Here is a 19,858-nt window from a genome sequence, read left to right as displayed (position 1 = left end):
CTAGAGTACGGCAAGCCGAAAGTGACGATATATCAAAGATAATTCAAATGACTATAATTCAACTGGTAGACTGCTACAACTAGTACTCTATCAATTTATCCTCTGCTCTCTCCAAAGAAAGACGGCACTTCGCCGCCTTCCTTATTCGACATCTTCACCATTGCTAGCAATGACTTTCTTGTACCAGTAGAATGAATCTTTTGGTGTTCGGTCAAGTGTTCCATTTCCAGCATCATCCATATCGACGTAGATAAAGCCGTAGCGTTTCCGCATTTCGCCTGTTCCTGCTGACACGAGGTCAATACAGCCCCAAGTGGTGTAGGCAATCAAGTCTACGCCGTTGGCAATAGCAGCTGCCATAGCATTGACATGGGAACGGTGGTAATCGATGCGGTAATCATCATGGATCGAGCCATCTTCTTCCACTGTATCAAAAGCTCCCAAGCCATTTTCCACAACCATGAGTGGAATTTCATAGCGGTCGTACATTTTTTCAAGGTAGTATTGGAGTCCAGACGGATCGTGTGCCCAGCCCCAGTCAGAGTAAGTCAAGTAAGGGTTTTTGGCACCTGCAGAGAAGTTGCCTGATACTGTATCATCTGACTGGTGAGTGGTGACAACGGTTGACATATAGTAAGAGAAGGTATACATATCCACTTTCCCTTTAGCAAGGATTTCTAGGTCTCCCTCTTCCATTTGCAATACAACATTGTGTTCCTTCCACAATCTGTTTGCATAGGAACCATAGCGACCTTTGGCTTGAGCATCACTACAATAGAAAATATTCTGTTCCCATTTGTGTTGATTTTCTAAAATATCCGCAGGGTCACAGGTTCCTGGGTAGAAGGTGATGCCACAAATCATGTTTCCGAATCGATAGTTCGGATCAATCTGATGTCCTAATTTTACAGCCTTGGCAGAGGCAACAAACTGGTGATGTAAGTGTTGGTAGGCATCTTGATAATCAGAATCCTTTGGTTCACTAAACATATCCAAAAACATGATCGTGTTGTTAATCTCGTTAAAGGTAATCCAATATTTCACCAACCCCTTATATTCGTTAAAAATTGTCTCAGCATAGCGGACATAGAAATCAATCAACTTACGATTGGTCCAACCACCATAGCGTTGCTCCAAGCTCAAAGGTGTATCGAAGTGCCAAATGGAAACCAATGGCTCAATGCCATATTTGCGGCATTCTTCAAAGACAGAACGATAGAAATCAAGACCTGCTTGGTTTGGCTCTGCATCATCACCATTGGGGAAAATCCGTGCCCATGAAATTGACAAGCGGAAAACAGAGTAACCCATTTCTGCGAAGAGCTTGATATCTTCTTTATAGCGGTGGTAGAAGTCCACAGCCTTGTGGTTTGGATAATAGTGGTCTTCTAGGACGGCATAGGTCGCCCCTTCTGGCAAATGACCTCCCATATGCCCCATTGAAGCATACTTACCTGGCTTGCCGTCCTTATCAATGTAGGTTGTATAGCGGGGGCTGTTGACAGTTCCTCCTGTTGTAACGTCTGTCTGGACTAAACCCCGTCCGTCCACATTATAGGCACCTTCTGCCTGGTTGGCTGCGATAGCTCCTCCCCAGAGGAAATTTTTTGGAAAACGCGACATGTTTCTTCTCCCTTATTTTTTCTAACAAATATAGTATAAACAGATTTGAAACCCTTTTCTTCTCAAATAATATGCTATAATGATACTATCCTACGAAAAGGAGGAAAGTATGCAACCGCCATTAACGGATAAACAGTTTAAGCACACCATTGACTACGATAGTCGTTTGTTACCCTACAAGTATTACCATACCTGTGTCATGGATGGCATTCCTGACATTCTCTTTCATTGGCATAATGAATTTGAAATCAACTATGTTTACGGAGGGACAGCCCGTTACCATATCGACTATGATTATTTCAATAGTGAAGCTGGTGATATTATCCTGATTCGACCCAATGCTGCGCATTCCATCCATCCGATTGAACAACGGGGACATGAAACGGATACCCTACTCTTTCACTTGGATATGCTGGGGGCATCTCACCTAGATCAGACCAGTATGCTCTACCTACAACCCTTACAGACAGATGTTTTCAAGTGTATTCCACGCATCCAGCCCCAAGACCCTGGCTACGCAGAGATTCGACAATGCCTGCTCACCATTTTTGAGTTGGTCAGACACCAGCCACCGTACTTTGAGCTACCTCTCAAGAGCCGACTCTTTGACTTCTTCTACTTGCTCTACCGCTACCGCTACATTGTCCGGAAAAATACCGATGATATGTATCGGAAAAATGAAAAACTGCGGTTGTTGATTGAATACATCCAACAACATTATGCAGAAAATCTCACCATCGAGCAGCTAGCAGAGCAAATGGGCTATACAAAAACCCATTTTATGACAATCTTCAAGCAACAAACAGGAACTTCCTGTATGGAATTTATCATCCAAGTCAGACTGCGGGCAGCTACCGAGCTCCTGACAAACACTCTCAAACCTGTGCTTGAAATTGCGACCGAAGTTGGCTTTAATAACCTGTCCAACTTCAACCGCCAGTTCAAGCAGTACTACCATACCACCCCTAGCAGCTACCGCAAGCAATTACTGAAAAATCGCGCCTATACTGGCATCGCCCCATTAGATAAATAATACTCTTCGAAAATCAAACCCAGACGTTGTTGACTTACCTTGATGAACCCAAGTTCTATCTGCATCTTCGTCGCCTAGTCTGAATTTGATTTTCATGGAGTAAAAGGAGACTACTATGATCACTATGCACCTTTACTATACTGGTAAAAACGGTTCTGCCCTGGCTTTTACTCAGGAAATGGAGTCTTCTGGAATTGCTGACCGCATTCGGATCCAGGCAGGAAACACACGTTATCAATACTTTGCACCGCTCGATGATCCTCATTCAATCCTCTTGGTTGATAGCTGGACAGACCAAGCTGCATTGGACATCCACCATGCTTCTCCAATGATGCAGGAAATCCTAGACTTGCGAAGTAAGTACCAGCTGACTGTCACCGCTGAACGCTATAAAAGTGATGAAGCAGGCATTCCTGAGCAAGATAAGGATTTTCTTCAACGCTAACAAAATCGAGTAGGGACTAATTTCTAGTCCCTCTCACACCACCGTGCGTGCCGTTCGGCACACGGCGGTTCAACTAACTTTTAACGCATGTCGTTTTAGATAATAATCTAGGCAAGAAACCAGTCCACGTTTAGCGAGGACTGGTTTTGATATGGCACGTTTCAGTACAGACCTCTGAGCCACTAATTGATAATGGTCTCCCCAGCCAGATACTTTATCCGCTATCCACTTCGGTACTCCTAATTTGAGAAGTCCCCATAATCGCCTAGATTTCTTCTTCCATTGTTTCCAGATAATAACTCTTATTCGAGTTCTTAGTCGTTCATCAATGCTTTCCATGACTGATTTCATGTTCGTCATAGAAAAGTAGTTTATCCAACCTCGGATGACCCAGTTTAGTCGCTCAATTCGGCTGTCTAAGTCAATACTCCACTTACGGGCCGTTAGTTTCTTGAGTTTTCTCTTGAAACTCTGTACGCTATCCTGATGCGGACGACTTTTCCAGCCCTCAGATGATTTCCAGAACCCAAATCCTAGGTACTTTAATTTGCTCGGTCTCACAATCTTGGTCTTGGTCATGTTGACTTTCAAACCTAATCGTTTTTCAATATAACGACAAATTGAATGCATCACACGTTTAGCCGCCGCATCACTACCGACTGTGATGACGCAGTCATCTGCGTAGCGAACGAAGCGAAGTCCACGATTTTCCAACTCTTTATCTAGCTCATTAAGCATGATATTGGACAGGAGCGGTGATAGGTTTCCTCCTTGTGGAGTTCCAACTAGTGTTTTATACCGTTGTCCGTTGATGACTACACCTGAATGAAGGTACTTACGAATTAAAGATTCTGTATCTCCATCTTGGATAATGTTATGAACAAGCGACATCAGTCTATCTTGAGGAACGGTATCAAAGAACTTCTCCAGGTCTATGTCTACTATCCACTCATAACCGTCATTAAGGTATTCTAATAACTGGATAATAGCTTGTTCGCATGACCGATTGGGTCTGAATCCGTAACTCCTCTCAGAGAAATAGGGTTCACAAATAGGACTAATGACTTGGACAATAGCTTGTTGTATCATTCTATCCATGACCGTTGGGATACCTAACTGACGGTCTCCGCCGTTAGGTTTGGGAATTTCAACTCGTAAGACTGGCTGAGGTTTGTACTTCCTCTGCTTTATGAGTTCTTTAGTTGAACGCCAGTGTTTGCGGAGATAGTCATCTATTTCGTCAATAGTTACGCCGTCAATTCCTGCTGAACCTTTATTGGCTCTAACTTGATTGTAGGCTTCAAGCATATTGGACCGAGATAGGATATTATCTAGTAACTGTGACATGTGCGTATTCCTTTCTTGTTTCGGTGTCTGAGGGACGTCTTATATTGGTGAACTTTCCTCTAGTCAATACGTGACCGCACCCAGTTCTATCAGACCGCTAGTTTTACAGACACAAGTGAAGTAGGTATACTTCGGTTAATTGTTCAGCCCTTCGCTCCACCTCTATTACAGAAGTTTCATCGCTACTATGGCCTCGGCTGACTTCTCATGATTCGTTGTTACTACGTCTTTGACGCTCATGAGACCTCACGGGATAAGTCGTACATCTTTCCTCGTTTACTCTCGTGATTTACGTCTATAGGTTACGACTACCTTTTTGGACTTTAGAGTTGTATGCCCCCTCATCCCCTATATACGCCTTGTTATCACGTTTCTGTTCGTAGAGCCACGATTTCGCTATCCCTTCCTCTCCCCGCTACCTCACGATAGTCAGGCTTGGGAGTCGCTTTGGGGTTCACCGGTAGCGGGTGTCCACGGAGGACTTTCACCTCAGATGTACGACATGCCCGTCGTACATTCAAAAAAGTGGTCGGCACAAATTGCCAACCACTTTATTTTTATTTCACCGTCGTCATCAGGTAATCTCCGATATTCAATTGACCTTCTTGTGTGACTAGAACATCTTCGTAGTCAGCTGAGTTGGTCACGATAATTGGAGTGATGACCGGTAGGTCAGCTGCTTTGATTTGGTGGAGATCAAATTCCAACAATTTTTGTCCTGCTTCAACTTGGTCACCTACTTGGACGAAGGATTCAAAGCCTTTACCAGCTAGAGAGACTGTGTCCATACCAATATGGATGAGAAGCTCTGCCCCATTTTCCGTCCGAAGACCAATGGCATGCTTGGTTGGGAAAACAAGGGTCACTTCAGCTTTAGCTGGTGAAACAAGAATACCATCTAGGGGATCGATAGCAATTCCTTTCCCCATAGCTCCTGAAGCAAAGACTGCATCTGGAACATCTTCCAATTTTACAATCTTACCGATAAGGGGACTTGCAAGAATTTCTTGCTTGATTTCTTTTAATTCTGGGATAGACTCCTGTGGAGTCTCAACTACTTTTTTTCAGTTGGCTCTCCGTACAAGTAAGGAACTGGAAGGGCCATTTGGATAGCGAAGGATGCGACGATTGCAACTACTGTCAAAATAATCGCAGCAATCATACCTGACATGTCACCGTTTGCTGGATTAACCAGAGATGGATACAAGAAGACACCCATACCACCTACAGAGTAACCTGTTACATTGAAGAACATAGTGGCAGCACCAATTACACCTGAAACAGCACAAGAGATAAAGAACGGTGTTTTCATAGGAAGGGTCACACCGTAGATAGCTGGCTCAGTCACACCAAAAATAGATGAAACCAATGCAGGCATAGAAACTGTTTTAACCTTAGACTCCTTGGTCTTCAACATGATTGCCAAAAGAACGCCGGTCTGTGTAAAGTTTGGAAGCAAGGCCGGTACAAGAATTGAAGACAAACCATTTGATGCTACTTGCATAATTGCCAATGGGACAACTGCCCAGTGCATTCCAAACATAACCAAAACTTGCCAAGTCGCACCAAGAATCAAACCATAAAGCAATGGACTAAAGTTCATGATAGCAGTAAATGTATTTGACAAGACATCAGAGATGAAGTTTGCGACAGGACCAACCACTAAGAAAGTCAGTGGAACAGCAAGCAAGATAGTCACAAATGGAACAACGAAGAGTTTGACAACATCTGGTGTTACTTTACGGATGTTTTTCTCAATAATTGAAGCCACCCACGTTGCGAGAATAGCTGGGATAACCGTTGACAAGTAGCTACCTGCTGTTGGCAAAACAAATGGAATACCAAATACATTATCCAGTCCTGCCTCTTTCAATGCTGCAAGCGATCCTGGCAAGGTTGGGTAAATCAAGGCCATACCGATTGCTAGGGCAGTAAATTCATTCATCTTGAACTTACGAGCAGATGTCAGAGCCACTAACAAAGGTAAGTATTGGAAGAAACCGTCGCCCGCTGCATTTAATATAGCATATACAGCACTATTATCACTCGTCAAGCCTCGCGAAGCCATAATGGCAACAAGACCTTTAATGATACCAGCAGCAGCCAAAGGTCCCAAAAAGGCTTGGAAGATACCTGATAACAAATCAATAAAGCGTTCAAAGAGATTTCCTTTTGGACCATCGCCTTCATCAATATTTAGTGCCCCATCTCCTGCAATACCTGCTGCTTTTTGCACCGCTGCATAAACATCTGGGACATGGTTACCAATAACCACTTGGTATTGTCCACCAGCTTGTACCACAGTAACGACACCGTCACGCGACTTCAAGTAGTCTGTATCAGCCTTGCTCTCATCCTTGAGACCAAAACGAAGACGAGTCACGCAGTGTTTGAGACTGCTGATGTTTTCTTTTCCACCAACATGAGCTACAATATCTGTAGCTAAATCTGTATAATCCTTAGCCATTTTTCGGCTCCTTTCTTTTTTCCTGATAAACAGAAAAACCTAAACATATACCAAACACTATCCCCAGCCTATGCTGAAAAATATGCCTTGTATATATTTAGGTTTTGCCTGCCTACCAGTAACAATCCTTTTGATGAATTTATGATAACACATTGCAAACTCTTTTGCAAGCGTTTTCTGAAGTTTTTTTTGATTTTTTATAAACTTTTTTACATAGGTTTGAGACGCTGAATGTGGATGGTCAGATAGACTTGTTCATCCTTGGACATTTCAAAGTCGTATTCAGCACTGATGTAGCGACGGATTTTCTGAGTACATTCAAAGGCGCTCGGATAATTGGCCTTGACTTGTTCATAAAGGAAGGCATCGTTAACCCCTTCGATTTTGCCATTTGCCACCCTCTGTGCAAAATACTGGACATGAGTGACAAAGCGGTGGTAGCTGGTATCATCCTCATCCAGACCCTGGCCGAAATGCAAGCGCACAATCGATAAAATCTGTCCTACAATCCGACTAATTTTCTGCGTTTCTCGTCCCAAGGAACCATTCTTCTGAGCATTGATAATATGGAGGGCGATAGAAGCCGCCTCTACCTTGTCCAAATCCAAACCCAGTTTATCTCTGATTAAATCTAGAGAATCCAAACCAATCTGGTATTCTTGGGGATAGAATTTACGCACCTCCCAAGCCAATGGATTTTCCATCTCTAGGCCTTCCCGACTACGCTGGAAGACAAAGTTAAGATGATCACCCAGGGCAATGTAGAAAGACAAATCCAGTTGAATATCCAAGGTCTGCTCAGCCATAAAAGCAATCTGATTGACCACTTCCAACTCTCCTGGCTTCATGGTCAAATTGAGGGCCAACAAGTCCTGGACCTGATGATCATTTTGCGAGGCGAAAGTCTTTTCGATTTTGCTTTCGTCTAGGTCATCACCCGTACGCTTTTGAAAACCCAGCCCCTTTCCCATAACAATCAATTCCCGTCCATGATTATCCAGAACTTGAACCACATTGTTATTGTAGACCTTATCAATTTTCATGTCTAACCCCTTCCCTACTGGCAAATAAAAGCCCTCAACCCCATAGTAAAGAATGGCCTGGGCCAAACTAGCTATGAAGTTGAGGTTTTGCCTGCTTACCAGTAACAATCCTGAGATTATTCTAACAGATTGAAAGCGTTTTTGCAAGCCTTTAAAAAAAGCAATTTAAATTTAAAATTTATCGTCACAACTTTCGAAAGTTCTATAATGAATGAAGTTAGCCACCCCAACCTAGCCAAAAATCAGCTATTTCAACTGGTTCAGCTGTCTGTTCTGGTTTCAAGTGAACGCTCCTAGTCTAACAACCCCAATTTTTCAAAGGCATTGTAGAGGCCATCCTCCTCCACATCGTCTGTTACCATATCAGCCATGGCTAGAATCTCAGGGCCGCCATTTCCCATAGAAACACCAATCGCACAGTATTCCAACATCGGAATGTCAATTTTAGCATCCCCGAACGCAATGGTATCTGCCTGCGAGACTCCCAAATGCTCCAGGAGGACCTCAACAGCACGGGCCTTGTCAATATTGGCTACCCCCAGGTCACCGAACAAGGCCGTCTCGCCGCGTCCTCCCCAAGTATTGGCCTTCAAGTGTGGAAAGGCTGCTTTTGAATCCAGATGATCCTGATAAGAATCGAGGACAAAGCTGACTTTATTGAGGTCATTGCGATAGAGCTGACCACCAAATACCATGCCATGCATGACATCTTCTACTTCTTGATGAGCCACCTCTTCGGCCGTTTTCCCCTTAGACATACTGTAAATCTTGAGCGTTTCACGCGCACGTTCACGGAAATTCTCGCTGGCAAATAGACCGTTGTTGCTCTCCAAATAAAATTCCAAGCCACGGCCTTGGAGCCAATCCACAATGGCCTTGGAATCCTCTTCTGAAATCATTTGGTGCATGACCACTTCCTCGTGGTGCTCTACATAGGATCCATTGCCACCAATCATGCCATCCAAGCCGATATCCCACAATTCTGGCTGCATTTCAGCTCGGCTGCGACCTGTACAAACATAGACAAGGTGCCCATTTTGGCGTGCCTGCTGGATGGCCTCGATAGCCGATTGAGGAAGACGATTGTGGTAATCAACCAAGGTACCATCTACATCTAGAAAAATAATTTTCGACATTTCTTCACCTCATGTTTTTCTTAATTCTAGTATAGTATGTATTTATAGAAAAAAATAGTAAAATAATGTGATAAAGTGATACTATTCTATGAAAAAAACTAGACACATGGGCCTAGTTTTCCTGCAATAATTGATACAAAGAACCCATTAGGTTCGCATTACCGCCAAATTTACATGGTAAAATTTCTACCGGAGTAATCATAGCTCCTACAAAAGGCAGGCCTGCTAGCAGGTCTCTATATTGCTTTTCAATTTCTTGGAGCAAAATAGGCTGGGCGCTAATGCCTCCCCCGATTACAACCCTCTGGGTATCGATAATCGCTTGGGTATTATAAATGAGAATAGCCAAGTATTTACAAAATTGCTTAAAGATAGCAAGAGCTTCTTCATTTCCTGCGTTAATGTACTCAAATACTTGTCGGCCGTCCTTCTTATCTGGCAAGCCAAGTACATCTGCAATTTTCCCAATCATTTGCACAGGCGAATAACGAAAGCCAGCACCGTGTTCACCATCTGGGTGTTCATCATTTGGAAGGAGAAAACTGAATTCTCCAGCCTGGAAATGGTGGCCCTGCACGAGCTGATTATTCAAAATAATCCCTCCTCCAAGCCCTGTTCCAAGGACAAGAGCCATACCATTTTCAACGTCTGCTAAATTTCCCTGCCATTTTTCAGCTAGGGCAGCAGCCTTGCCATCATTGATAGCGACGACAGATTTGCCACTCAAATTCTTCATGAAATCTGCGATAGGAAATTGATGAAGATAGGTCAGCGCTCCTCCATAATAAACGACTCCCTCCCGGCTATCTACCTTGCCTGGACAGGAAATGGCAATTCCTTCCAGCTCCTCGTTAGCCGCAATCTCACGATAGATAGACTCTAGCGCCAGCTTCATTGCTTCCAAGTCTGAAGGCGTTGGTCTATCCTTCTTATAAAGTAGCTCCCCGGTCTCTAACAGCACCCCATATTTAATTAGAGTGCCCCCAATGTCAATGGAAAGATATTTTTTCATAACTTGCTCCTTTCTCTTTTCATTCTATTGTATCAAAAGCTAGGTAAATGACAAGGCCGTGATACAGCACTTCATTCCCTAAATTTTGGTACCAATTGATACAAAGAGTATTTCCTGATGAAATCATTTTCTTGACACAATTTTGCCTTTTTTGTTTCAAGCAATATATATTACTTTTTTGTTTATTGGAGGATTTTATGATGATAAATAATTTACAATATTTCATTGCTAACAGAATAAAAATATTACGCATTCAGACCGGTATGACGCAGACAGAGTTGGAAGTAAAAGCTGATTTTGGTTTCAATTACATCAATAAGCTAGAGAACAAGAGAAGCAGCATCACCATCCACACACTGCATAAAATTATTGATGCGCTCGAAATAGATATCCCTGCTTTCTTTGATGTACAAGTCAACCAAGATGAAAATATCAACGAATTGATACTGCTATTGGCTGAACTGCCTAAAAATAAAAGGAGACTGTAAAAGCAATCATTCACATTATCAAAACGCTTCATTAGTGTTAATAAGCTACCTGAATATTAAATAACTAGAAGAAAACGTAGTGAATTTTTATGAAGAAACACAAAAAACACCCCATGGTGTGAACCATGAAGTGCTGATAAATGCTGTATTGTAGCTGGTTCTTAACGTTTAGAGAACTGGCTAGCTTTACGAGCTTTCTTAAGACCTGGTTGGAGCATTGTTTATTTCAACTAATTTTAAAAGCCTTTAGAATCAACGTTTTTACGGGTTTTCAAAACTTAATATTTCATCCAATTTCAACTAATTTCATCAAAATAAGGTAAATTTTCAAGCAAAATAAGCAAAATCGAACCAGAAAATATAAAAGTTTACCTTACTATTGATTCTAGAAAATGCACCACCCCAAAGTATTCATTTTTAATTTTCACACATTCTATGTATAATATAGTTACAAAATTGGGAGGCGTAGCTAATGAATGTTCCACTGAGTATCAGTACTACAAAAGTTTGCAAAGAGGAACCGAATGTAGAAACCAGCATTCTCAAAGCTGGGCCAACTTTTGACTTTGACAAAGAATTAGAAAATGCTAGGAATCAATACGATGAATTATTGAAAGAATTAGCGGATAAGTGAAAAAAAGTGGTTATCGACCTGATTGTTGATAACCGCTTTTTCTGTATTCTACTGTATTCTGTATTCTACTGTATTCTACTGTATTCTACTGTATTCTACTGTATTCTACTGTATTCTACTGTATTCTACTGTATTCTACTGTATTCTTATTACTAATAGTATCCTGACTGCAATCATTTATCAACTAAAAGATAATACTGATTGCGGTCATTTTTACTTGAACCAAACCAAGTAATGATTTCTAGGTCACGAAGATTATGAAGTAATTTAACAACAAATGATCGACTCCTACCTGTAAGCTCAATGGCTTTTGCAGTTGTCATTTTATTGCCTGAGTTATACATATAGTGGACAATCAATTGCTCGTCTGCTGTTAATTCAACAAAATCAGAGAACTGTTTTTCCAAGCTGTCTCTTGTACGGAGATGTCGGCTGACAATGTTGTTCTCAAGCGTCAGGACAACCTTATTCCCAGGTTCTGAGAATTTAGGTTCATGGAGAAAAGCAGATTCCATCTCAGAATAGATACGCTTTACTCCTTCATTCATCTCACGTACCCAACCGAACTCTGTCAAGGTTCTGGCAATGCGAGGGTTTCGTGAAAAACGTTCATGCTTGATATTGTCAACGGTGACGATATTGGGTAATTTCCCTGGGCTATGAATCTCTAGTCGATCATCAAACATAAGCACACGAATGTGATCGCCATAGACGGAATAATCACGGTGCGTTACAGCATTGACAACACCTTCAAACCAAGCAAATTCAGGATACTCAGGTAAAATTTTGAATTGCCCACTGTCATCCAAATACTGAAATTCCCGAAGCTGGGTGCGAATAAAATCTCTAACCTTGATATAGTCAATTGAAACAAGAGCAGGACAAAAGTGCCTCAAGAAAAGTATCACAATTTGGCAATACTTTTCTGAGGTGTTTTTTCATTTGAGCCCATGTTTTCTCAATGGGATTATACTCAGGTGAGTAAGGAGGAAGTGGTAAAAGTCTATGACCCTGCTCCTTGCATAACTCTTTTAGCTTACTCATCCGATGAAACCTTGCATTGTCCATAATGATAACAGATGGTCTATCTAAAGTGGGTAGTAAGAATGTTTTAAACCAAGCTTCGAAAAAGTCACTCGTCATGGTTTCTCTGTAGGTCATTGGGGCTATAATCTCACCGTTTATAAGACCTGCGACTAAAGATAGCCGCTGGAATCTTCTTCCAGAGACCTGACCTGTGATCAACTGACCTTTCAAAGATCGACCATATTCTCGATGAAAATATGTCTCAAACCCTGTCTCGTCAATATAAACAGGTGTCAAGTGACTTAAGTTATTAAATTCTTTAAGGAACTGATTTACTTTCTCAGGGTCTTGTTCATAGTAGGTACAGCTCTTTTTTTCGAGTATATCCCATAGCTTTGAGAGCGTAATGAATAGCTGTTGGATGACAGCCAAATTCAGAAGCTATTTCAGTCAAAAAAGCATCTGGATGAGCTTCAAGATAGTTCTTTAATTTTTCTCTATCAACTTTTCTTGGTTTGGTTCCCTTAACTTGGTGATGAAGCTCGCCAGTAGTCTCCATTAATTTTAGCCATTGATAGATGGTGTTGCGTGAAATATCGAAAACAACAGATGCTTCAGTAATACTGCCGGTTTTCTGACAGTATGCGAGAACTTTTTTACGAAAATCTAATGAATATGCCATAAGTACATTATACCACAAATGTACTGTTTTTGTTTCATTGTGCTATAATTAAGGTAGACAAAGCACCGTCAAATAGTGTAACAATAAAGAAAAAGGAATGATAAACCACTCCCCCTTCTTTAACTATAAAATCTTAATCAATATCTATTTCTAGTCATCAAAACCAATAAAAGTAATCAAATCATTCTCCCGAATTATTTCAGCAAAATTCATAACTGGTAATGTATATACTGGGAATTGATTCCCTAAATTGGTCAACGCAGAAATATAGGTGCGCACATAAGGGTAGAGAATAGCTACAGCATTCTTCCCTAAAACATCTTTTAAATCATTATTTGTTTCAAAAGCTTCTGACTGATAACCATAGATTCCTCTAACAGAAACTTTACAAGTAAAAGGAATGTGTTTTTCTGACTCTTCTTCCAATTCACCTAAGGAAACATTGATGATGACATAGGCTTTTTCTTGAGATTTATCTATACCGATTTCTGCAGAAAACGATACAGGCATACTCAATTTTTCCTCTGTATTTTCAAATAAATCATTAACCCTGTAATAAGATTCATCAATTACATAATTTTCAAATGATATAACTGCCACTATGCTACCTGCCCTCCAGTTAGTTGATAATCAATAAAACTAGGCATTGTGTTTGAGTATTCTTTTATTTTTACAGTTGGTTCTGGAAATTTTTTCTTATCAAAAGTTTCTAGTTTGTATTGGCTATTTTTAAATGATTGCATTTCAATCGGGGTCTTTGCATGAGTCTTAATGATCTCAACAATCTCATCAATTGCTTCTTGGGGAAACCAGGAATCAACATCAAGAATTGAATCGTCTAAAATAATATTTTTATATGTCATTATTCTACCTCCTTAGTAGCTTCCCAATTTATTGCATCAGTATTTCTCAAACAAAGTTCTCGACCATTTGGAAAATTAGATAATGTACTTCTTGAACTATAAAAAGGTGTATAGGTGTCTTTCACAACCCCATCAACCTGAATTTTTAGACCATGCTGAATAAGATACTCTATAAATATACCATCCAAATTAGCTCGTCTCAACGAATTAGTCTCTTTGAAAGTCGTCAAACTCTGTTCTATTTTCCGATATAGCTTATCACGAAGCTTTACAAATCGTTTAAAGTTCTCCGGCTCGTTAAAATCTAGAATATAGAGAGTAGTCTCATCAAAGCAAAATTGAATAAGTGCTGTTTTATTCCTATCACTTTTCCATTTCTGTGCATATTGCTTTGCGCATTTTTTCCCGTCAAATTCTAGTAATTCATTGTCCAAAAAAAGATATAATCCTTGACCTAAATCATTCGGTAAACGCTGCCCAGGAGGTATAACTACATCAGATTTTATAGAAAATGGTTTAATTTTTACTTCTTTTGTTTGAATAATAGCTTGTGCATTTTGAGGAGTGGTGCCATGATAACCTTCCAACAGTATCTCCTTACAGCCTCAATTTACTGTAGTAAGCTCTGCTTACTACAGTAAATTATAATATTTTTATTGTATCTTGTCAAAAAAGATACAGATTATTATGACTCTGAATCTCTATCCACAATCATTCCACCATCTCCTTCACTTTACTTTCAATAAAGGCAATTTCATCATCTGAAAGTCCATATTTTCGGTAGAGTTGTGCGTCTATCTCAGCTTAAATGAATTGCTACCGTAAATTATCTACTCTATCTTCAATTCTATTAACTTCTTCATTCGTCAAAGCCAATATTTTTATGAATTGCTCATCAATATCCCTAGTAAAATCAATTATTTTTTGATTTTGTGTATAGTCTAATAAGTCAGGGACTAACTTTGCAAGCGAAGAAAGATTTTCATCAGTTAATAAGAATGCAAAACGTATGAATTTCGAAGAAACATAGTTATAGAAATTTGTAGATTCTATTCTCGTATCAAAGGCCTTTAAAGCAAGACGACTCCTACCGAATGCAGTATATGGCTCTAATATTGCCAATTGGTTATCCCTCTTCTGACCACCAGCATTAGCACTAGATACAACAACTTTATATTTATCGATCAAATCTTGCTTAACTTTAATAACTTCTCGTTGTGCGATAAACCAAGTTGCACGTCCAGCCTTACCTGCTTTGTCATTTGCAAGAAGTTTAATCTGAGTTTTTTTATCAAATTCCTGACCATTGTAAATCTCAACTTTATCAGGATTTAGTTCAACAAAATTACTTTCAATTTGGAAAAGCTTTTGATTAATCGTTGAGGAAGATGAAAGAAAGTTTAAATTATTATCAGTAACAAACTTTTTAATTTTTTGAACAATCGTTTCATCAGTAGGATAAATTACAAATGTCTCCTTGCCTGGATAATTTCTCTGAATAGCCAAAGTTTTCCCACCCTCAACTAGCGAATACTCAAATGTATCGGATGTTTTACTATAGTCTTTATGAACAATTGAAATACCATCTGAGATTGCCACTTCTCCAAAAATTTCATTTGCATTTGGATAATAAATCAAGTGACTTAGGTTAGTACTGTTTATTAGCTCTATTCCGAATTCATTCATTCCACGACCAGATTGTTGCATCCAGCGTCCCCCAGGATAAATAAGTACAGAATGATTAGGATTCAATTTATCAGTAAGTTTTTGAAACAATTGAAAAACATTATTAACCCTTTGCTGCTGACCAGAAACCATATCTTTGTCTGTTGCACTTTCCTGATAAGGAGGATTTCCTATCACTACATCAAATCTCACCTTGTTAAATGCCTCCTCAACTAGTTTTTTACCTTGTTCACTATCTGTTTTTAGGGTATCTGTCAGGCTTTCTATATAAGTCACATTGGTTTTGTACTTCCGATAGCCTGTCAGTGTACGTTCAGTAATAGTTTTTGCCATTGGCGTTTTGGCAATAGCGTAGATATTATTCGCTAAAATCTTTTGATAGACTTGGTCAGCTTCAAAATGGTTGTCATCATTTTCTGTCACTCTTTGATAATACAAGCTAATGGCGCTATGAAGAGGGTAGAGACCTGTCTTCGAGTTAATGTCTAAGATTTTCGTATCTCGTTGATAGATTGATGGAGTCACTTCATTAGACACCCAGTGAAGATTTGACCTCGCACCATCTGTCGTCGACTCAAAGTTATCATCATAGAAGTTCAATCCGCCTACTGACTTAGATACTTGTAGATTGACCACGCGCCAAGGTGTCAGTACGGTTTCCTTGTCAGGATTCTTAAAGGTACCAAACAGCTCTGCAATCTGCTCTGCCCGCTCGATGAAATCCAGGTCATCAAATGATTTAGCACGCTGACGGATAATACGACCCGCTTCGATAAAGACCTCAGTATCATAATACTTGGTAATCTCACTAAACATTCCCTTGGTGAAACCTTTTGGCATGAACTCTTTCCACGATTCATCATCCACCTGCTTGATAAAGTCTTGAATGGTAATATCTTTTGATAAATCGACCGCCATGCCGTAAATCATCATTGGAATACGGATAGAAACCCCGCGTAAAATAGAAATCATATTTTTTCGCTTTTCTTCGCTTCTTTTTGTTTTTCGATAACCTCTAGATCTTCTGATGTTCGTTTAGCTTTTGGTTTCTTTTTAGCTTTTTCAGCTTGCTCATGCTCTTCAGTTGTCAAGCCATTTTCATTGATAACAACTTTCTTAGGCGTTTTTTGACTCTGCGTTTTGCCGACAATCGCATTGAGTTTGGTAAACATAGACGCATCATCAGCGGTCAAAGTTAGTAGATTATCATTATAGAGACTGTCGTCTTCGAAACCTGACCGCACTGCCTTTTCAGCATAAACTTTCTTGAGCTGTGTCAGCATTCTATCCACATCGTAGGTCTTCATTCCATTGTCTGAAGCCCCTAAGATTGGCATAAAGTTTAGAAGACGAGCCATGGCTTGTTTTTGAGCCTGCGTATTCTTTTTCCCTACACCTGAGTTAATCTGGGCACTCTCAGCCATGACAGTCAAGGCTCTATCAGGAGCAAAATCAAAGACATAACAATTTGTCTTCATTCCCAATTTCTCATGAGAAAAAGGCGTCTGGGCACGAAAGGCAGCTTGTAGGTAGTTCATGGCACTATTGGTATTTGACAAAAACAAGACTGCTGTCCACTCTGGGATATTAACACCTGTAGTTAGTTTACGAACCGTCAGGGTAATGGTTTTTGTCTGCGAAGGGTCTTTACCAATAGCAGAACGAACTTTCTCTATGTCCGCATCGTTAGCAATTCCATCATCACTACTTGCACCTCGAACAACGTTAACAATTTTATATTCTTTACCGAAAATAGGGTGTTCTTTAAGCAAGTCCTCAAAAGCATTTGCTTCCTTAACACCTGGCATGAGCCAAAGCGTATGACGCAACTCTTCACGATAAGACTTCGTTGAAAAAGGGTAGTTCGTACGACTATCTGGATGTGTGATATTATCTAAGAATTGGCGAACCTCTTGCTTATAAACAAGTTGACCATCCTCAGCCACACGGAAAAATTCCCTAAAGTTAAACGACTTACTCTCATCAGAAAAACGTTCCTTATGCTTCATTTCAAAAGTGTACATTGATACTTTTGGCAAAGTTTCATAAGGATTTGGCTCACTTGGACGTTCTAATTCCCACTTCTTCTTAGCCTGTTGTTCCATGACATAGTCCCAAGTATAAACTTGCTCCTCGTCAAATTGATCCAGAAGATTGAAGGGGGTTCCTGATAATTCAAATATCTTTTTATGCTCTTTGACCAATTCTTTCATAACGGTGTCACTGAGCTCGGTTTGCGTTCCCTCGTGCGCCTCATCAATGATAATCAAATCCCAATCCACATCTGCAAAATCTTTCAGATTGGTTTGTCCGCCATTGTACCGAAGCAATTGGATTGAAGCAAAATACACAAAAGGTTTTTCTCCTCGCTTCAGGTTTTCAAGCGTTTCTCCTTGATTGACTGAGCCATAATCATACCCATCAGCGCTCATCTTCATTTTCTTGAAATCATCAAACCAAGAATCCGCCACAACAGGACGATGAGTCATGATGAGAACTTTTTGAAAAGCCTCATTCTTGACTAATTGCAAGGACGTCAGAGTTTTGCCAAAACGCATTTTAGCATTCCAGAGCATTCGGTCTTTTTTCTTAAAGACTTTTTGCGTCTGCTCGACCGCTGCCTCTTGTTCTGGACGAAGGGTGATAACTGGTTCTTCAATAAATGATTCTTTGGCAGTAATATTTAGATAATTTCTACCTTCTTTAACAGCTTTAATAGCAGCCTTAGCTGTCTCTAAATCCGTCTTGAACCACTCTGTTCCTTCCAGTTGTTCAGCCTGTTTAATCCCTGAACGCTTCAAGACATTATGCACATCATAATCATGAAACCAGGACTTGGTCGCCTTTTTGTAAGCAAGCTCTACCCAACCAAGCGTGTAAGGCAGACCAGATGTTTTCATGTATTGATTAATACGTTTTGGGGCAACAGTACGTAAAAAGTCACTATTTGGCGACCAATCTGTCTCAATATCATCCGAAGAAACGCTACCCTCACCAATTTTTTGAGTCCCTTCGAAGGCATTAAATAGTCCACTTTCATTGTTAACTGTTTGAATATAGATAAACTTCCGCTCAGCCGTAGTGTACATTTCTTGTGCTCTCGGTTCTAAAAACTGACCAATTGCACTGGCTTTAATACCCGGTTCAATATAGGTCAGCATGACCCAAGCTAATATGTCAAAGACTTGTTTTAGTGATTTTAGGGCATTTTCTTTTGTCGCATCTTCTGGATTAAGGACATGGGCAGAATTATTCCCTTTTCCCTTGATATCATAAAAGTGATCAACGATTGTTTTATTGGGAATAAAATCTCTTATCTCTCTTAGTACGTCATTAAAGGTGGCGCGCTCAATAATATCTAAATATTCTCTATCGGCAACCAACCTCGCTGTATTCTCAGCAACTTTTCTAACCTTAGTCAGCGTGCCTTCATAGTCCCCATGTGTATAATTTTCTTCAGCCATATTTATGGTTCTAAAAAGCTCGGCTGTATCTATATCAATTGCCAAAAATTCAAAATTTGAAATCATAGCCTAATCTCCTAGTAAATACACTTTTTGAATGGTTATCTCTTTTATCACATCTGTTTTTTTAACAGATTCATTCTCAATAATAAATTCATCATCTATATCAAAAAAACTCAGTTGTCCTTCCACGACTGTCCGATTGTCTTCTACTTCCTTACCCAAAAGTTCTGAAAGTGCAAAAGGAATTTTTCTCACCAAACTGGGATGACCTTTGACCAGTTGCCACTCATTGAACCTAATAGGCTCCCCTGTGACTGGATGCTGCTGAGTCAAGGTATTTCCTCTCACAATATTTTTATGAATAAGATAGTGTGCTGATTGATAGATATCGTTTTTGCTATTTAGTCTAGTTCCAAAAGCTTGCTCGTACCAGTCTAAATAACAAAGAAACATCCGTGAACGTGCCACTTCCAAATTATCTTCTAAAAACTCTATGCCATATATGGACGAGAGAGCAATCAAAGACTTTGTTTTCCAATTTCGTTTGTCATACTGTCTGACCACAGCCTCTAGCTTTCTCTCTAAAATAGCTTGCAAAAAATTTCCATCGCCTGCAGATGGCTCTAAAAAGGTCTTATATACACTTTCACAAGCTTCCTTCACTCCAGGAGAATCCAGCATTTTCTGAACCATCCAAGCAGGTGTAAAGACTTCTCCATGTTTTTGAACACGTTGTTTTGATTTAATTAAGCTCTCTTCCAAAACCTACTCCTTGAAAACGTTTATATCTCCACCTATTATATCATTTTCCAACGAACACTACTAGATTTCATTAGCCCTTATCCAAAGAAAGCATCAAATAAAATTGGTATACGATTTTTGAAAAAATATTTTTCAAAAAAACAC

The 19,858-nt window shown here is 40.0% G+C and carries 14 protein-coding genes and 3 pseudogenes; 4 read left to right on the top strand and 13 right to left on the bottom strand.

All coding sequences use genetic code 11. From position 1 onward, the window contains the following. Window positions 1–141: 141 nt before the first annotated feature. Complete coding sequence (locus tag AB1F57_RS02860; RefSeq protein ID WP_167786068.1) at window positions 142–1,623, bottom strand: family 1 glycosylhydrolase; 1,482 nt, start codon at window positions 1,621–1,623, stop codon at window positions 142–144. A 109-nt stretch (window positions 1,624–1,732) separates the two neighbouring features. On the opposite strand from AB1F57_RS02860, the gene AB1F57_RS02855 reads away from it, so the two are divergent. After that, entirely contained in the window at window positions 1,733–2,656 is a 924-nt protein-coding gene (locus tag AB1F57_RS02855) for an AraC family transcriptional regulator (protein ID WP_167786069.1), read from the top strand. Window positions 2,657–2,771: 115 nt separating this feature from the next. Beyond that, window positions 2,772–3,101, top strand: coding sequence for a putative quinol monooxygenase (locus AB1F57_RS02850; protein ID WP_367986058.1), 330 nt, complete (start codon window positions 2,772–2,774; stop codon window positions 3,099–3,101). A gap of 69 nt (window positions 3,102–3,170) precedes the next feature. Here the strand turns inward: AB1F57_RS02850 and ltrA are convergent, their stop codons facing one another. From ltrA to AB1F57_RS02825, 5 genes and pseudogenes are all read right to left on the bottom strand, one after another. Then, window positions 3,171–4,448 (bottom strand): group II intron reverse transcriptase/maturase, encoded by a 1,278-nt coding sequence (gene ltrA / locus AB1F57_RS02845; RefSeq protein ID WP_367985804.1) that lies wholly within the window; start codon window positions 4,446–4,448, stop codon window positions 3,171–3,173. A gap of 557 nt (window positions 4,449–5,005) precedes the next feature. Beyond that, window positions 5,006–6,915 (bottom strand): annotated as a pseudogene (locus tag AB1F57_RS02840) (beta-glucoside-specific PTS transporter subunit IIABC). A 209-nt stretch (window positions 6,916–7,124) separates the two neighbouring features. Continuing rightward, entirely contained in the window at window positions 7,125–7,958 is an 834-nt protein-coding gene (licT, locus tag AB1F57_RS02835) for a BglG family transcription antiterminator LicT (RefSeq protein WP_167786095.1), read from the bottom strand. Window positions 7,959–8,251: 293 nt separating this feature from the next. After that, the gene (locus tag AB1F57_RS02830; RefSeq protein ID WP_167786071.1) at window positions 8,252–9,094 is read right to left on the bottom strand and encodes an HAD family hydrolase; all 843 of its coding nucleotides are present in this window, start codon (window positions 9,092–9,094) and stop codon (window positions 8,252–8,254) included. Window positions 9,095–9,206: 112 nt separating this feature from the next. Further along, entirely contained in the window at window positions 9,207–10,106 is a 900-nt protein-coding gene (locus AB1F57_RS02825) for an ROK family protein (RefSeq protein ID WP_367986057.1), read from the bottom strand. 197 nt (window positions 10,107–10,303) lie between these two features. Between AB1F57_RS02825 and AB1F57_RS02820 the strand changes: the two genes are divergently transcribed. Continuing rightward, on the top strand, window positions 10,304–10,594 hold the full coding sequence (locus AB1F57_RS02820) for a helix-turn-helix transcriptional regulator (RefSeq protein ID WP_167786073.1): 291 nt from the start codon (window positions 10,304–10,306) through the stop codon (window positions 10,592–10,594). 472 nt (window positions 10,595–11,066) lie between these two features. Continuing rightward, window positions 11,067–11,228, top strand: a complete 162-nt coding sequence (locus AB1F57_RS02815) for a hypothetical protein (RefSeq protein WP_228475248.1) — start codon at window positions 11,067–11,069, stop codon at window positions 11,226–11,228. A 173-nt stretch (window positions 11,229–11,401) separates the two neighbouring features. Here the strand turns inward: AB1F57_RS02815 and AB1F57_RS02810 are convergent. The 7 genes and pseudogenes from AB1F57_RS02810 to AB1F57_RS02780 all read right to left on the bottom strand — a co-directional run. Next, window positions 11,402–12,085: pseudogene (locus AB1F57_RS02810) on the bottom strand (ATP-binding protein); the annotation flags it as partial. A 4-nt stretch (window positions 12,086–12,089) separates the two neighbouring features. Further along, window positions 12,090–12,936 (bottom strand): IS630 family transposase gene (locus AB1F57_RS02805; RefSeq protein ID WP_367985596.1). Its coding sequence is split into 2 segments (ribosomal slippage): window positions 12,090–12,630 and window positions 12,629–12,936, totalling 849 coding nucleotides; the frame shifts between segments, so codons are not numbered across the junction. A 150-nt stretch (window positions 12,937–13,086) separates the two neighbouring features. After that, a complete protein-coding gene (locus AB1F57_RS02800; protein ID WP_029177401.1) occupies window positions 13,087–13,536 on the bottom strand; it encodes a protein-export chaperone SecB in 450 nt (149 codons plus the stop codon). Then, window positions 13,536–13,799, bottom strand: a complete 264-nt coding sequence (locus tag AB1F57_RS02795; RefSeq protein ID WP_029999081.1) for a hypothetical protein — start codon at window positions 13,797–13,799, stop codon at window positions 13,536–13,538. Before AB1F57_RS02795 ends, AB1F57_RS02800 begins: the two co-directional genes overlap by 1 nt. Further along, window positions 13,799–14,386 (bottom strand): hypothetical protein, encoded by a 588-nt coding sequence (locus AB1F57_RS02790; protein WP_029177399.1) that lies wholly within the window; start codon window positions 14,384–14,386, stop codon window positions 13,799–13,801. Before AB1F57_RS02790 ends, AB1F57_RS02795 begins: the two co-directional genes overlap by 1 nt. Window positions 14,387–14,510: 124 nt before the next feature. Continuing rightward, window positions 14,511–19,015, bottom strand: a pseudogene (locus tag AB1F57_RS02785) (Eco57I restriction-modification methylase domain-containing protein). A 3-nt stretch (window positions 19,016–19,018) separates the two neighbouring features. Then, window positions 19,019–19,714: a methylase gene (locus AB1F57_RS02780; protein ID WP_167786076.1), complete on the bottom strand. Its 696-nt coding sequence runs from the start codon at window positions 19,712–19,714 to the stop codon at window positions 19,019–19,021. Between the last annotated feature and the right edge of the window lie 144 nt (window positions 19,715–19,858).

Origin of the sequence: Streptococcus nasisuis, assembly GCF_040836615.1 — a bacterium.
Taxonomy (GTDB): Bacteria; Bacillota; Bacilli; order Lactobacillales; family Streptococcaceae; genus Streptococcus; species Streptococcus suis_V.
Note: the sequence above shows the minus strand (reverse complement) of the source record. Positions and strands in the feature narration are given on the sequence as shown.